Raw genomic sequence first — 13930 nt, 5'->3', positions numbered from 1 at the left:
GCAGCTATGGCGGCGGCAACGGCGGCAATGGTGGCTGGAGCGGCAAGCCGAGCGGCAGCCGTGACGGTGGCAACCGCCGCAGCGACGGCCAGCGCGGCGGCCCGCGACGCGGCAATTCGGCGTCGTAATGGCGCGCGGGCGGCCTCGCAGGCCGTCCGTCACCCGCCCCGCAACACGCAACCGGCGCACCCGCGCCGGTTTTTTTTCGCCCTCGCCGTCATTTCACGATGCGGAAAATTTTTTTGCGTCGTAAAAAATCATGCTGCGTGGCACAACCCGGTGTGTTGCAGGATGGGAAAATGCATTTTATATCTCGGAATTAACGACGCAAGAACTTGATTTAAAACAATTAAAAATTTCAAAACTTCCTGACAAAGCCTCTGTTTCGCGATCTGTGGTTTGCCTAGACTCTTATACAAGACCTCACGAACCGAAACGCGTCACTCCCTGCTTCGTGAACAGCATCACCCCCGTTCGATTCACCCCGATTCAGGCAACACCATTTCGAGGAGCACATCATGTCGCGTCAGCAACAGGCACAGGAACTGCAACAGCAATGGGAAGCCGATCCGCGCTGGAAGGGCATCAAGCGCAGCTACTCGGCTGAGGATGTGGTCCGCCTGCGCGGTTCGATCCAGGTCGAGCACACGCTCGCGAAACGCGGCGCGGAAAAGCTCTGGGCCCTGATCAACAACGAACCGTTCGTCAACGCGCTCGGCGCACTGACCGGCAACCAGGCGATGCAGCAGGTGAAGGCCGGCCTCAAGGCGATCTACCTGTCGGGCTGGCAGGTCGCTGGCGACGCGAACCTCGCGGGCGAAATGTACCCGGACCAGTCGCTGTACCCGGCGAACTCGGTGCCGCAGGTCGTGAAGCGCATCAACAACACGCTGACGCGCGCCGACCAGATCCAGTGGTCGGAAGGCAAGAACCCGGGCGACGAAGGCTACGTCGATTTCTTCGCGCCGATCGTCGCTGACGCGGAAGCCGGCTTCGGTGGCGTGCTGAACGCGTTCGAGCTGATGAAGGCGATGATCGAAGCCGGCGCATCGGGCGTCCACTTCGAAGACCAGCTCGCATCGGTGAAGAAGTGCGGCCACATGGGCGGCAAGGTGCTCGTGCCGACACGCGAAGCCGTCGCGAAGCTCGCGGCGGCACGTCTCGCGGCCGACGTGATGGGCACGCCGACCGTGCTGGTCGCGCGCACCGACGCGGAAGCGGCAGACCTGATCACGTCGGACGTCGACGACAACGACAAGCCGTTCCTGACGGGCGAGCGCACGGTCGAAGGCTTCTTCCGTACGAAGCCGGGCCTCGAGCAGGCGATCTCGCGCGGCCTCGCGTATGCGCCGTACGCCGACCTGATCTGGTGTGAAACGGGCAAGCCGGATCTCGAGTATGCGAAGAAGTTCGCGGAAGCGATCCACAAGCAGTTCCCGGGCAAGATGCTGTCGTACAACTGCTCGCCGTCGTTCAACTGGAAGAAGAACCTTGACGACGCAACGATCGCGAAATTCCAGAAGGAACTCGGCGCGATGGGCTACAAGTTCCAGTTCATCACGCTGGCCGGCTTCCATGCGCTGAACTACTCGATGTTCAACCTCGCACACGGCTATGCCCGCACGCAGATGAGCGCGTTCGTCGAACTGCAGCAGGCCGAGTTCGCGGCAGCCGACAAGGGTTTCACCGCAGTCAAGCACCAGCGCGAAGTCGGCACCGGCTACTTCGACGCGGTGACGCAGACGGTCGAGCGCGAAGCGTCGACGACCGCGCTGCACGGGTCGACCGAAGACGAGCAGTTCTTCGACGGCAAGAAGGTCGCTTAAGACGCCTCGCGGCGTCTGCCGATGCCCGCCGGTCATGCGACGGCGCGGCATCGGCACCCGTATCACGAACAAGCATCAGGGAGGAGACGGCAGGCGCGCGGCATCCATCGCGCGACCCGCCGCGCAGCCTGCGGGCTGCAGACGACAACGCGCGCCGGGCCTGCCCGGCGCGCATTCGTTTCGACTTCGGCCGACGGACTGGCAGCCGCGCACCGCGGGCTGGCGCCGGGCCTACCGATAGACGATCACCGGAATTTTCGTATGAGTCAGTACGCGCTGCGTCTCGCTGCCGATCAGCAGGCTGCCGAGCCCGCGGCGCCCGTGCGACGCCATGAAGATCACGTCGCAGCCGCCGCGTTCGGCCGCCTCGATGATGCCGAGGTACGGCGACGGATGCACGCTCGTCCACGTGTCGCAGTCGACGCCCGCTTGCCGCGCGGCGGACTCCACCTCGTCGAGATGCGTGCGCGCCTCGCGCTCGCTGCGCGCCCGGAAATCGGCGGGCGGCTCGATGATCACTTCCGAGAACGGCGAGTACGGATACTGCGGCAGGCACGCATAGGCCGTCACGCGCGCGCCGACCGCGCGGGCGAGGTCGATCGCGCCATCGATCGCCATCTTCGACAGGTCGGAGCCGTCGGTCGGCACGAGGATGTGCTTGAACATCGCCCCCTCCATCGTCAGTCGCACGCGGCGCCGCGCGCCGCCGCACACCGCGGCCGGCTCGCGTCCGGGGTGCCTGTCTCGATTGTAGTGTGCGAATCGGCGCGACCGGCCCAGGCAGCGGGTTCGCCCTCATATCGGAAACACCCGTGCGGCACCCCGGCCGCGTACCGCCGCGCGCCGTCCGGGCCCGCCGCCGCCTTCGTGCTCGCGGCAGGCAGCGCGACGTGCGAATGGCGCCTAGCCCCAGTAGCCGGGCCGTTCGTACGTATGTTTCAGGTAGTCGAGGAACAGCCGCACGCGCAGCGGCAAATGCCGGCGCTGCGGAAACACCGCGTGGATGCCGATCGGCGGCGCGGCAAACGCATCGAGCACGCTGACGAGCCGGCCCGCGGCGATGTCCTCGCCCACTTCCCACCACGAGCGCCACGCGAGGCCGTGCCCGGCCAGGCACCACTCGTGCAGTACCGCGCCGTCCGAGCATTCCATCGTGCCGCTCACGCGGATCGACACGACCTTGCCGTCCTCCTGGAACGCCCAGCCGCGCTGCTGGTTCGCGTTGGCCGCGAGCGCGAGACAGTTGTGCCGTGCGAGCTCCGCGAGTGTGGCCGGCGTGCCGCGCCGCGCGAGGTACGCGGGCGACCCGACGCACACGCGGCGGTTCTCGCCGAGCTTCAGCGACACGAGCGACGAATCGGGCAGTTCGCCGAGCCGCACCGCACAGTCGAAGCCCTCGTTGACGAGGTCGACCATCCGGTCGGCCAGGTCGAGCGTGACCGACACGTCCGGATGCGCACAACTGAACTCGGGCACGAGCGGCGCGACGTGCCGCCGGCCGAAGCCGGCCGGCGCGGAGATGCGCAGGTGTCCGCTCGCCTTCACGCCGCCCGCCGACACGCTCGCCTCCGCGTTCTGCATGTCGTTGATCACGCGCTGGCAGTCCTCGAGGAACGCCGACCCTTCGAACGTCAGCGTGAGCTTGCGCGTCGTGCGCACGAGCAGCTTCACGCCGAGCCGCTCCTCGAGCGCGTCGAGGCGGCGGCCAATGATCGCGGGCGCGACGCCTTCCGCATGCGCAGCCGCCGACAGGCTGCCTTTCGCCGCGACCGCGGCGAACGTTTCGATCTGTTTGAACCGGTCCATGAATCGTCCGGACGGCCGCAGCCGTCCGTTACATTGAATGAAGCAGCACAAGATTAGGTAGATGAAAGTAAAAGATCAAGTGATGTTTAGCGTCTTTTTTAGCACCGACGATCACGAATAAAATCGTTTCCGACCTCTGATACTGGAGCGCAAGGCTATGTCGGCCACAACGACACTCTCTCCCAACGCCATCCTCTTCGACGCATACGGCACGTTGTTCGACGTGCATGCGGTCGTGGCCGCGGCAGAGCAGATGTTCCCCGGCCACGGGGAACGCCTGTCGCAGCTGTGGCGACGCAAGCAAATCGAATACTCGCAGCTGCGCACGCTCGCCGATCCGGCCGGCGCCCGCTACCGCCCGTTCTGGGACGTCACGCTCGACGCGCTGCGGTTCGCCGCGCGCTCGTTCGGCCTCGCGCTCAACAGCGCCGCCGAGAAACGCCTGATGGACGAATATGCGTGCCTGTCCACCTATCCCGACACGGTGCCCGCGCTGCGCAAGCTGCGCGCGCTCGACCCGCGTCCGCAGCTCGCGATCCTGTCGAACGGCAACCCGCAGATGCTCGACATCGCAGTCAAGAGCGCCGGCATGAACGGCCTGTTCGATCGCGTGCTGTCGGTCGACGCGGTGCGCGCGTACAAGCCGTCCCCGGCCGCGTATGCGCTCGGCACCGCCGCGTTCGGGCCGAACCCGCGCGACATCGTGTTCGTGTCGTCGAACGGCTGGGACGTAACGGGCGCCGCCTGGTTCGGCTACACGACGTTCTGGCTCAACCGCACGGGCGCCCCGGCCGAGGAACTCGGCACGCCGCCCGACGGCACCGGCACGGGCATGGCCGACCTGCTCGCTTTCCTCGCCACCCCGGCTCCGTCCGGCAGAAACGCAAGCCGCGCGCGCCCCGGCCCGGGCACGTAACGCACGTGTGGCTGCCGGCCACTTCCCCCTTCACCGAAACCGCAACTGACCGACCAAGGAGATTAGACTCATGACCACCACGCTCACGCTGCCGCAAGGCATGGCGATTACCGGCGAGATCCGTCCGGGCTACGAAGCAATCCTGACGCCCGAAGCGCTCGAACTCGTCGCGGCGCTGCACCGCACGTTCGAGCCGCGTCGCCAGACCCTGCTGCAGGCACGTGCCGAGCGCACGAAGCGCCTCGACGCCGGCGAGCGCCCCGATTTCCTGGCTGAAACGAAGGCCATCCGCGAAGGCGACTGGAAGGTCGCGCCGCTGCCCGCCGACCTGCAATGCCGCCGCGTCGAGATTACCGGCCCCGTCGAGCGCAAGATGATCATCAACGCGCTGAACTCGGGCGCCGATTCGTACATGACGGACTTCGAGGATTCGAACGCGCCGAGCTGGACGAACCAGATCGACGGCCAGATCAACCTGAAGGACGCGATCCGCCGCACGATTTCGCTCGAGCAGAACGGCAAGTCGTACAAGCTGAACGACAAGGTCGCGACGCTGATCGTGCGCCCGCGCGGCTGGCACCTCGACGAGAAGCACGTGACGGTCGACGGCCAGCGCGTGTCGGGCGGCATCTTCGACTTCGCGCTGTTCCTGTTCCACAACGCGAAGGAGCTGATCGCGCGCGGCTCGGGCCCGTACTTCTACCTGCCGAAGATGGAAAGCCATCTCGAGGCGCGCCTGTGGAACGACATCTTCGTCGCCGCGCAGGAACAGGTCGGCATCCCGCGCGGCACGATCCGCGCGACCGTGCTGATCGAGACGATCCTCGCCGCGTTCGAAATGGACGAGATCCTGTACGAACTGCGCGAACACAGCTCGGGCCTGAACGCGGGCCGCTGGGACTACATCTTCTCGGCGATCAAGAAGTTCAAGAGCGACCGCGACTTCTGCCTCGCGGAGCGCTCGAAGATCACGATGACGGTGCCGTTCATGCGCGCGTATGCGCTGCTGCTGCTGAAGACCTGCCACAAGCGCAACGCGCCGGCGATCGGCGGGATGAGCGCGCTGATCCCGATCAAGAACGATCCGGAAGCGAACGACAAGGCGATGGGCGGCGTGCGTTCGGACAAGCAGCGTGACGCGACCGACGGCTACGACGGCGGCTGGGTCGCGCACCCGGGCCTCGTGCCGATCGCGATGGAAGAGTTCGTCAAGGTGCTCGGCGACAAGCCGAACCAGATCGCGAAGCAACGCGACGACGTGCAGGTCGAAGGCAAGAACCTGCTCGACTTCCAGCCGGAAACGCCGATCACCGAGGCCGGCCTGCGCAACAACATCAACGTCGGCATTCATTACCTCGGCGCGTGGCTCGCCGGCAATGGCTGCGTGCCGATCCACAACCTGATGGAAGACGCGGCGACGGCCGAAATCTCCCGCTCGCAGGTGTGGCAGTGGATCCGCTCGCCGAAGGGCGTGCTCGACGACGGCCGCAAGGTGACGGCGGAACTCGTGCGCGACTACGCGAAGACCGAGCTCGAGAACGTGAAGCAATCGGTCGGTGGCGACACGCAGCCGTACGAGCGTGCTGCGGCAATCTTCGAGCAGATGTCGACGTCGGAAGGCTTCACCGAATTCCTGACGCTGCCGCTTTACGAGGAAATCTGATCGAGCGGGTCAGGTGTGGCGGGCCTGGTGCGGCCGGCCGTGTTCGCCCCGACCCGCACGGCAACGCGAAGCGTGGTCGGCTTCGCGTCGCGGCCCGATGCGATGAAAAAAGGCGCGCTGCGAACCGAATCGCAGCGCGCCTTTCTTTCAAGTGCGGCGATGAACGTCACGCGCTCAGGCGTTCGCGCTCCTGCCGATGCTGGACCCAGTCGCCCGACGCGATGCGCAGCTTGTCCGCCACCGCGTGCGCCGCGACCGGGTAATACAGGCACGCATACTGCCGGCCGCCGAGTTCGAGCGTCACGGTCTCGGGCTTGAACAGGCTGTCGACACCCGGATAGACACGCTCGATCTCGTCGAGCACGGGCACGAGCCGCTCGTCGACTTCATACACGTCGCCCCAGACGAGTGTCTTGCCGTCGCCCGCGGCGACCATCCCCGGGTAAGTGCCGAAATCGTACAGTTCGCCCGGCAGTGCAGCGGCACCGACGAGCGTCGGTGCGGCGATGCCGTGCCGCACGGCCGCGTTGCCGATATCGTTGGCTTCTCCCGCTCTCAACGTGCCATAGACGAATACGTAGCGCATCGTGTTTCTCCTTCTTCGATTCGTGTGTTGCAGTATCAGGTCAACGGCGTCGCGCTGACGAGCACGCCGTCCTCGTCGACGTAGATCCATTCGCCGGGCGCGATACGCGTGCCCAGCACCGTGACGGGAATGTCCCGCTCGCCGGCGCCGCGCTTGTCGCTCTTGCGCGGATGCGTCGCGAGCGCCAGCACGCCGACGTTGCACGCGCGCAGTTCGGCCGCGTCGCGCACGCATCCGTAGACCACGATGCCGGCCCAATGGTTCTTCTCGGCCAGCGCGCCGAGGTTGCCGCCGACGAGCGCGCAACGCTGGCTGCCGCCGCCATCGACGACCAGCACGCGGCCGGCGCCGTCCTGTTCGAGCGCCGCGCGCACGAGCGAGTTGTCCTCGAACAGCTTGAGCGTCGCTGCGGGCCCGGCGAAACGCGCGGCGCCGCCGTACGGGCGCAGCGCCGGCGCGAGCACGCGCAGGGTGCCGGCGGCGAGCTGGTCTTCGTGGGCATCGCAGAGATCGGTTGTTGCAAACGTCATGTCATCGGCTCCTGTCGACCAGACTTGGCGCTTTAGCGCTTAGTCTGGTCCCATGCTTCGCGGTCGACCAGACTTGGCGCTTTAGCGCTTAGTCCGGTCCCATGCTTCGCTGTCGACCGGACTTGGCGCCCCCGGTCCCATACAAAGTTCACTTGAAGCATGCATTATTGACCGAAAAAACCGCCGCGTGCGCTCACACGGCCCCTTCTACAATAGCGGCATCGCCGCCGCGCGCCCGAACATCCATGAATCCGTCCGCCTACGTCGACGCATCCTCCCATTACGACGTCATCGACATCCCGCCGGAATTCGCACCGACATCCGTCCACCCGATGCGCGTGCGCGCGCGCCAGCTCGCCGCCAGCGTGCGCATACCGCGCCACACGCATGCGTGGGCGCAACTCGCGTATGCATCGCGCGGCGTGCTGCGCGTGGCGACGGCCGGCACGACATGGATGGTGCCGCCGTCGCGCGCGATCTGGGTGCCGCCGCACGTGACGCACGAAGTCGTGATCGTCGAGGAAGCGTATCTGCGCACGCTGTACATCGACGAGTCGATCGTGCCGGGCGGGCTCGACGCATGCCGTGTCGTCGAAGTGACGGGATTGCTGCGCGAGCTGATCGTCGCGCTCGATGCGCGCGACCTGAGCGCGACCCGCGAGCGCATGCTCTGCGAGCTGGTGCTCGACGAGATCGGTCACGCCGAGCCGCTGCCGCTCGCGGTGCCGATGCCCGAAGAGAAGCGCTTGCGCACGCTGTGCGAGGCGGTGCTCGCGCAGCCCGCGCATGCGGAGTCGCTCGAGCACTGGGCGGGCGAGGTCGGCGCGAGCACGCGCACGATTTCACGGCTGTTCAAACAGGAACTGGGAGTAAGCTTCTCGCAGTGGCGGCAGCAGGCGCTGCTCGCCCGCGCGATTCCGCTGCTCAACCAGGGACGCCCGCTGTCGCATATCGCGCGCGAACTCGGCTACCAGAGCCAGAGCGCGTTTTCCGCGATGTTCCGGCGCGCGTTCGGCGAAAGCCCGCGCGCGTTCATGCTGCGTGGTCACGAACACCGCGGTGCGGAAGGCCTGACGACCGAGGACGATGCAACCGACACGCCGCCGGACGCCGGCGACGCGAACGGCGCCCCGGCCTGACACCCGAGCCGGCGCGTCAGACCGGACGCACCATGTGGCGAATCGAACCGAGCTGCGCGAGCCGCGATCCGGCGACGCGATAACCCATGCGCAGGTAGAGCCGCGCGGCCGGATTGTCGACGAACACGCGCAGTTGCAGCTCGTTCAATCCGCGCGCCTTCGCCCAGCGGTGCGACATCTCGAGCAGATAGGTGCCGGCGCCGTGCCCGCGATGGCCGGCCGCGATCTGCACGTCGCGGATATGCAGCGAGTCGCCCTCTTCCGTCACGCGCAGCACGCCGATGCGCTCGCCGTCGGCCTCGAGAATGAAGTTCTCCGATTCGCGCCAGCTCGCGTAGAACAGGTCGCCGCGCCATACGAGCCCGTGGCGCTTGTAATAGCCGCCCATGTTGCCGTGCGTCAGCGCTTCGGCAAACGGGAAATCGCCAGACTCCGCGGGACGGAGCTGATACAGGATTCGCAGGTCGGTGGGATCGAGCATCGCACGATGATCAAGGGCGCATTCCGCCACGATAGCGCAGTCGGGCCCGGATGCAATCGCGATTTTCGCGCATTGTCCGGCGAAGAAACGACAATGCCCGCACATGGCGGGCACGATGGGCGCTACAAACGAAAATGCCCGCACAAGGCGGGCATTTTCTTTTTTGGCGGAGCGGACGGGACTCGCCCACATCCTGCAGGCCGCGGATGCGCGTGCACGCGCATCCCTTCGAGTCCCGCCGGAAGCCGCGCAGGCGGCTTCCTCCGCTCCGCAGCCAGTGCCCGCCAGCGGGCACGATGGGCGCTACAAAAGAAAATGCCCGCACAAGGCGGGCATTTTCTTTTTTGGCGGAGCGGACGGGACTCGAACCCGCGACCCCCGGCGTGACAGGCCGGTATTCTAACCGACTGAACTACCGCTCCAGTCTTGCTTCTTGCCTGGCAGGCGTCGGTCGCTTCCTGCCGGCGCATCGTTTGTTCGAACGACGCCGAAATCTGGCGTCCCCTAGGGGATTCGAACCCCTGTACTCACCGTGAAAGGGTGATGTCCTAGGCCTCTAGACGAAGGGGACAACGTACTGCCTACATCTTTAATACAAAAGCCCGCTCAAATGACGTCTTGAACGGGCTTCGTTCTGGCGGAGCGGACGGGGCTCGAACCCGCGACCCCCGGCGTGACAGGCCGGTATTCTAACCAACTGAACTACCGCTCCAGCTTTCTGCACCCTGACCCGCAGACGTCGATGACACTTCTGCAAGCCTTGCGACACTTCCAACGAAACGCCGCTGAATCTGGCGTCCCCTAGGGGATTCGAACCCCTGTACTCACCGTGAAAGGGTGATGTCCTAGGCCTCTAGACGAAGGGGACAACGTACTGCTTACACCTTTAATACAAAAGCCCGCTCAAAAACGTCTTGAACGGGCTTCGTTCTGGCGGAGCGGACGGGACTCGAACCCGCGACCCCCGGCGTGACAGGCCGGTATTCTAACCGACTGAACTACCGCTCCAGCTTTCTGCACCCTAACCCGCAGGACGTCGGTTACGTTCCTGCAAGCTTTGCGACACTTCCAACGAAACGCCGCTGAATCTGGCGTCCCCTAGGGGATTCGAACCCCTGTACTCACCGTGAAAGGGTGATGTCCTAGGCCTCTAGACGAAGGGGACAAAATCTTTTCAGATCTGTCTGGCTTACGCTATTAATTTTCATCAACAGCGAAGGCCGAAATTCTAACTGCCTTAAATCGTTTTGTGAAGCATTTTTTAACTACCCTGCTTCGCGAAGCGATTTGTTTGTTCTGTTGGTGGAGGTAAGCGGGATCGAACCGCTGACCTCTTGCATGCCATGCAAGCGCTCTCCCAGCTGAGCTATACCCCCTTGCAGAACAGAAATGAGATTATATGGACCAACTTTGAGCTTGTAAATACCCTTTTTGCGATTCGAGCAAAATTTTTTGCGAAGCCACCGTCCGGCGGCTTCGCGAATGCGCGAACCTCAGGCCAGCACAGCCTCGATGCGCGACACGACAGCATCACGGCCGAACAGCATCAGCACCGCGTCGATCGACGGCGTATGCGTCGTGCCCGCCACCAGCAGGCGCACCGGCATCGCCAGTTGCGGCATCTTCAGCTTGTGCGCAGCCAGCGCTGCCTTCAGCGCGGCCGAAATGGCTTCCTTGGTCCACTCGGCCGTCTTCAGCGCGGCCGCGAGCTCGGCCAGCGCCGGACGCACCACATCGGTCACGTGCTGCGCGAGCGCGTCCGCTTCCGGCGCCGGCGCGCGGTAGAACATGGCCGCGCCCTCCGCGAGCTCCTTCAGCGTCGACGTGCGGTCCTTCATCAGGCCGATCACCGCTTCGAGATCAGGGCCGCTCGCAAGTGCCGCGTCGTCGATGCCGGCTGCCGCGAAGAACGGCTTCGACAGGCCCGCGAGACGCGCATTGTCCGCTTCCTTGATGTAGTGGTTGTTCAGCCAGTTCAGCTTGTTGTGGTCGTACTGCGCCGGCGACTTGCCGAGATGCTCGAGGTCGAACCATTCGACGAACTGTTCGCGCGAGAAGATCTCGGCGTCGCCGTGCGACCAGCCGAGGCGCGCGAGGTAGTTCACGACCGCTTCCGGCAGATAGCCTGCGTCGCGATACGCCATCACGCTCATCGCGCCATGACGTTTGCTCATCTTCTCGCCCTGCTCGTTGAGCACGGTCGGCAGGTGCGCGTACACCGGCGCTTCGCCGCCAAGCGCGTTCAGGATGTTGATCTGGCGCGGCGTGTTGTTCACGTGATCGTCGCCGCGGATCACGTGCGTGATCCCCATGTCGAGGTCGTCGACCACCACGCAGAAGTTGTACATCGGCGTGCCGTCCGGACGCGCGATCACGAGATCGTCGAGCTCCTCGTTCGAGATCTCGACGCGCCCCTTCACCGCATCGTCCCACGCGACGGTGCCCGTCAGCGGGTTGCGGAAACGCAGCACCGGCTTCGCGCCGGCGGGCGGCTCGGGCAGCACCTTGCCCGGCTCCGGACGCCACGTGCCGTCATAGCGCGGCTTCAGGCCCGCTTCACGCTGGCGCTCGCGCAGCGCGTCGAGTTCCTCGGTCGACATGTAGCACGGGTACGCGAGGCCCTCTTCGAGCATCTTCGCGAGCACCTCGCGATAGCGGTCCATCCGTTGCATCTGGTAGAACGGGCCTTCGTCGAAATCGAGGTCGAGCCACTGCATCCCTTCGAGGATCGCGTCGACCGCTTCCGCCGACGAACGCTCGACGTCGGTATCCTCGATGCGCAGCACGAACGTGCCCTTCATCTTGCGGGCGAACGCCCACGGATAGAGTGCGGAGCGGATGTTGCCGAGGTGGATGAAGCCGGTGGGGCTCGGCGCGAAGCGGGTACGGACAGGACGGGTCATAAACGGTAACTCGAACGCCTGGGGCGCGTGAATGATTCGACGCGGGATCGGCGGCCGCTGCCCGGATGCTGCAACGGGGCCGGCGATGCCCGGAACGGAAATGAAGCAGGAATTATACTCGCGCCGCCCTTCGCGCCAAGCGCCGCGCTTGCTTTATGATGTGCGCGCCGCGGCCGCCTGCCGGCGCCGCGCCGGCCGCGCGGAACTGCCGCGCCGCCGCCCGGAACAAACCGGCGTGGCGGGCCCTTCGCCCGCCACCCGCCGCCCGCAGCTGGAGAACCTTCGATGTCATCCCCTCGCCTGTCGCGCCGTCAATTCACGATCGCCGCCACTTCCGCCGGCGTCGCCGCCAGCCTCGCCGCCTGCACGTCGCTCGGCGGCAAGAGCCGCCCCGACAACGCCGCCACGGCGGTCCAGCCGCACGAGAAGCCGGTGAAGATCGGCATCGCGCTCGGCGGCGGCGCCGCACGCGGCTTCGCGCACATCGGCGTGCTGAAGGGGCTCGAGGCGCGCGGCATCCCGGTCGATCTCATCGCCGGCACGAGCGCGGGCTCGGTCGTCGGTTCGCTCTATGCATCGGGGATGAACGCGCTGCAGCTCAACAAGCTCGCGCTCGAAATGGACCAGTCCGCGATCAGCGACTGGGCGCTGCCGTTCCGCTCGCGCGGGCTGCTGCAGGGCGTCGCGCTGCAGAACTTCATCAACAAGTCGCTGAACAACCGGCCGATCGAGAAGATGACGAAGCCGCTCGGCATCGTCGCGACCGACCTGCAGAACGGCCAGCCGCTGCTGTTCCAGCAGGGCAACACGGGCCTCGCGGTGCGCGCGTCGTGCAGCGTGCCATCGGTGTTCGAGCCGGTGAAGATCGGCAGCCGCGAGTATGTCGACGGCGGCCTCGTGAGCCCGGTGCCCGCGTCCTATGCGCGCAAGATGGGCGCGACCTTCGTGATCGCGGTCGACATTTCCTCGCGCCCGGACGGCGCGGCGACCAACAACCCGATCGAGATGCTGCTGCAGACGTTCACGATCATGGGCCAGACGATCAAGACCTACGAGCTCGACAAGTACGCGGACGTCGTGATCCGCCCGAACCTCAACGCGATGGGCGGCAGCGATTTCAACCAGCGCAACGCGGCGATTCTCGCCGGCGAGGAAGCGGTCGCGCGCATCATGCCCGAACTGCAGCGCAAGCTCGCGGCCGCCCGCGGCGTCGCGGCGGCGTAAGCGCGCAGCGCGGCACCCGGGGGCGCCGGCCCGCAGAAAACGGCGCCCCTGCCGCTTCGCTTCGGCCAGCCCCAAAAGCAAAAAACCCCTGCCGCCTTTCGGCGACAGGGGTTTTCCGTTTCGATCCGACTGCCTGCGAATGTCAGTTGCCGGTCAGTTGCTGCCGTTGTTCGCCGCGTCGTCGCCGATCGTCGCGCGCACGCGCTGGCGCAGATCGTCAGCCTTCATCGGGAACTGCGACTCGATCCGGCGCGCGCCGGTGAAACGCTTTTCCCAGTAGCCGCTATCGAGATCGTCGACGCGCACGGTGCTGCCCGTCGACGGCGAATGCACGAACTTGTTGTCGCCGATGTAGATGCCGACGTGCGAGAACGTGCGGCGCATCGTGTTGAAGAACACGAGATCGCCCGGCTTCAGGTTGCTCATGCTCACCTTCTCGCCGACCCGGCTCATCTCTTCCGCGCGGCGCGGCAGCGACATGCCGAGCGTGTCCTGGAACACGTAGCGCACGAAGCCGCTGCAGTCGAGGCCCGAATCCGGCGAGTTGCCGCCCCAGCGATAGCGGACGCCGATCATGTTCAGCGCGCCGACGACGACGTCACCTGCCTTGCCCGCCATACCGGCGAGGAACGACTTCGCGCCGCCCGTCGAAGCCGACGGCTGGACGCTCGTTGCGGAATTCAGGGAGGAATTCGACCCGGATTGTGTCGAAAATGCGGCATTCTGGTTAAAACCGCTGACTTCGTCGGCGAACGCGCCGGAAGTTGCAGCGAACAGGACGCCAATGAACATCCCGGCGACGGCGCGCGCGCATGCCTGGGTGAGGGATCGGTGCTGCATTGGTCGATGGATTATG

General features: G+C 65.7%; 13 protein-coding genes and 7 tRNA genes. 5 read left to right on the top strand and 15 right to left on the bottom strand.

Features of this window, described 5'->3' with window-relative positions; genetic code table 11:
- The first annotated feature begins 518 nt into the window (after positions 1 to 518).
- A complete protein-coding gene (gene aceA / locus G3N94_RS24525; protein ID WP_205795146.1) occupies positions 519 to 1826 on the top strand; it encodes an isocitrate lyase in 1308 nt (435 codons plus the stop codon).
- Positions 1827 to 2057: 231 nt separating this feature from the next.
- On the opposite strand, the gene G3N94_RS24520 is transcribed toward aceA, so the two are convergent.
- Both G3N94_RS24520 and G3N94_RS24515 read right to left on the bottom strand, forming a co-directional pair.
- Positions 2058 to 2492 carry a universal stress protein gene (locus G3N94_RS24520; RefSeq protein ID WP_205795145.1) on the bottom strand — a complete coding sequence of 145 codons (435 nt, stop codon included), beginning with the start codon at positions 2490 to 2492 and terminating at the stop codon, positions 2058 to 2060.
- A gap of 237 nt (positions 2493 to 2729) precedes the next feature.
- On the bottom strand, positions 2730 to 3632 hold the full coding sequence (locus G3N94_RS24515) for a LysR family transcriptional regulator (protein WP_205795144.1): 903 nt from the start codon (positions 3630 to 3632) through the stop codon (positions 2730 to 2732).
- A 157-nt stretch (positions 3633 to 3789) separates the two neighbouring features.
- On the opposite strand from G3N94_RS24515, the gene G3N94_RS24510 reads away from it, so the two are divergent.
- Together G3N94_RS24510 and aceB are read left to right on the top strand one after the other, a co-directional pair.
- Complete coding sequence (locus G3N94_RS24510; protein ID WP_205795143.1) at positions 3790 to 4548, top strand: haloacid dehalogenase type II; 759 nt, start codon at positions 3790 to 3792, stop codon at positions 4546 to 4548.
- A gap of 70 nt (positions 4549 to 4618) precedes the next feature.
- Positions 4619 to 6211 carry a malate synthase A gene (aceB, locus tag G3N94_RS24505; protein WP_205795142.1) on the top strand — a complete coding sequence of 531 codons (1593 nt, stop codon included), beginning with the start codon at positions 4619 to 4621 and terminating at the stop codon, positions 6209 to 6211.
- Here the strand turns inward: aceB and G3N94_RS24500 are convergent.
- Genes G3N94_RS24500 through rraA form a run of 3 tightly spaced genes read right to left on the bottom strand, consistent with a single transcriptional unit; the run spans position 6196 to position 7327 of the window.
- Positions 6196 to 6381 carry a hypothetical protein gene (locus tag G3N94_RS24500; protein WP_205795141.1) on the bottom strand — a complete coding sequence of 62 codons (186 nt, stop codon included), beginning with the start codon at positions 6379 to 6381 and terminating at the stop codon, positions 6196 to 6198. The two genes, aceB and G3N94_RS24500, sit on opposite strands and share 16 nt — an antisense overlap.
- Positions 6378 to 6797 carry a gamma-glutamylcyclotransferase family protein gene (locus G3N94_RS24495; protein WP_205795140.1) on the bottom strand — a complete coding sequence of 140 codons (420 nt, stop codon included), beginning with the start codon at positions 6795 to 6797 and terminating at the stop codon, positions 6378 to 6380. The genes G3N94_RS24500 and G3N94_RS24495 overlap by 4 nt, the downstream gene beginning before the upstream one ends.
- A 35-nt stretch (positions 6798 to 6832) precedes the next feature.
- A complete protein-coding gene (gene rraA, locus G3N94_RS24490; protein WP_205795139.1) occupies positions 6833 to 7327 on the bottom strand; it encodes a ribonuclease E activity regulator RraA in 495 nt (164 codons plus the stop codon).
- A 245-nt stretch (positions 7328 to 7572) separates the two neighbouring features.
- Here rraA and G3N94_RS24485 point away from each other — a divergent pair, with 245 nt between their 5' ends.
- Positions 7573 to 8466 (top strand): helix-turn-helix transcriptional regulator, encoded by an 894-nt coding sequence (locus tag G3N94_RS24485; RefSeq protein WP_241022046.1) that lies wholly within the window; start codon positions 7573 to 7575, stop codon positions 8464 to 8466.
- A gap of 16 nt (positions 8467 to 8482) precedes the next feature.
- On the opposite strand, the gene G3N94_RS24480 is transcribed toward G3N94_RS24485, so the two are convergent.
- From G3N94_RS24480 to gltX, 9 genes are all read right to left on the bottom strand, one after another.
- Entirely contained in the window at positions 8483 to 8947 is a 465-nt protein-coding gene (locus G3N94_RS24480) for a GNAT family N-acetyltransferase (RefSeq protein WP_205795138.1), read from the bottom strand.
- Between the two features lie 345 nt (positions 8948 to 9292).
- Positions 9293 to 9369, bottom strand: a tRNA-Asp gene (locus tag G3N94_RS24475).
- A 73-nt stretch (positions 9370 to 9442) separates the two neighbouring features.
- Positions 9443 to 9518 (bottom strand) — tRNA-Glu (locus G3N94_RS24470).
- 64 nt (positions 9519 to 9582) lie between these two features.
- A tRNA-Asp gene (locus G3N94_RS24465) sits at positions 9583 to 9659 on the bottom strand.
- 80 nt (positions 9660 to 9739) lie between these two features.
- Positions 9740 to 9815 (bottom strand) — tRNA-Glu (locus G3N94_RS24460).
- A 63-nt stretch (positions 9816 to 9878) separates the two neighbouring features.
- Positions 9879 to 9955: transfer RNA gene (locus G3N94_RS24455), tRNA-Asp, on the bottom strand.
- 81 nt (positions 9956 to 10036) lie between these two features.
- A tRNA-Glu gene (locus tag G3N94_RS24450) sits at positions 10037 to 10112 on the bottom strand.
- Positions 10113 to 10247: 135 nt separating this feature from the next.
- Positions 10248 to 10323, bottom strand: a tRNA-Ala gene (locus tag G3N94_RS24445).
- A 117-nt stretch (positions 10324 to 10440) separates the two neighbouring features.
- Positions 10441 to 11850 (bottom strand): glutamate--tRNA ligase, encoded by a 1410-nt coding sequence (gene gltX / locus G3N94_RS24440; RefSeq protein WP_205795137.1) that lies wholly within the window; start codon positions 11848 to 11850, stop codon positions 10441 to 10443.
- Positions 11851 to 12135: 285 nt separating this feature from the next.
- On the opposite strand from gltX, the gene G3N94_RS24435 reads away from it, so the two are divergent.
- A complete protein-coding gene (locus G3N94_RS24435) occupies positions 12136 to 13074 on the top strand; it encodes a patatin-like phospholipase family protein (protein ID WP_205795136.1) in 939 nt (312 codons plus the stop codon).
- A 153-nt stretch (positions 13075 to 13227) separates the two neighbouring features.
- On the opposite strand, the gene G3N94_RS24430 is transcribed toward G3N94_RS24435, so the two are convergent.
- Positions 13228 to 13914: a C40 family peptidase gene (locus G3N94_RS24430; protein ID WP_205795135.1), complete on the bottom strand. Its 687-nt coding sequence runs from the start codon at positions 13912 to 13914 to the stop codon at positions 13228 to 13230.
- Positions 13915 to 13930 lie beyond the last annotated feature (16 nt).

The sequence above is a fragment of the Burkholderia sp. Ac-20353 genome (assembly GCF_017104785.1).
Classification (GTDB): domain Bacteria; phylum Pseudomonadota; class Gammaproteobacteria; order Burkholderiales; family Burkholderiaceae; genus Burkholderia.
This window is presented reverse-complemented; position numbering and strand designations above follow the sequence as displayed.

Excerpts from the sequence above, each read along its gene's own strand:
- G3N94_RS24495 (WP_205795140.1), bottom strand. The coding sequence starts at position 6,797 with ATGCGCTACGTATTCGTCTATGGCACGTTGAGAGCGGGAGAAGCCAAC.
- G3N94_RS24435 (WP_205795136.1), top strand. The coding sequence starts at position 12,136 with ATGTCATCCCCTCGCCTGTCGCGCCGTCAATTCACGATCGCCGCCACT.
- gltX (WP_205795137.1), bottom strand. The coding sequence starts at position 11,850 with ATGACCCGTCCTGTCCGTACCCGCTTCGCGCCGAGCCCCACCGGCTTC.
- G3N94_RS24520 (WP_205795145.1), bottom strand. The coding sequence starts at position 2,492 with ATGTTCAAGCACATCCTCGTGCCGACCGACGGCTCCGACCTGTCGAAG.
- G3N94_RS24510 (WP_205795143.1), top strand. The coding sequence starts at position 3,790 with ATGTCGGCCACAACGACACTCTCTCCCAACGCCATCCTCTTCGACGCA.
- aceB (WP_205795142.1), top strand. The coding sequence starts at position 4,619 with ATGACCACCACGCTCACGCTGCCGCAAGGCATGGCGATTACCGGCGAG.
- G3N94_RS24485 (WP_241022046.1), top strand. The coding sequence starts at position 7,573 with ATGAATCCGTCCGCCTACGTCGACGCATCCTCCCATTACGACGTCATC.
- G3N94_RS24480 (WP_205795138.1), bottom strand. The coding sequence starts at position 8,947 with ATGCTCGATCCCACCGACCTGCGAATCCTGTATCAGCTCCGTCCCGCG.
- rraA (WP_205795139.1), bottom strand. The coding sequence starts at position 7,327 with ATGACGTTTGCAACAACCGATCTCTGCGATGCCCACGAAGACCAGCTC.
- aceA (WP_205795146.1), top strand. The coding sequence starts at position 519 with ATGTCGCGTCAGCAACAGGCACAGGAACTGCAACAGCAATGGGAAGCC.
- G3N94_RS24515 (WP_205795144.1), bottom strand. The coding sequence starts at position 3,632 with ATGGACCGGTTCAAACAGATCGAAACGTTCGCCGCGGTCGCGGCGAAA.
- G3N94_RS24430 (WP_205795135.1), bottom strand. The coding sequence starts at position 13,914 with ATGCAGCACCGATCCCTCACCCAGGCATGCGCGCGCGCCGTCGCCGGG.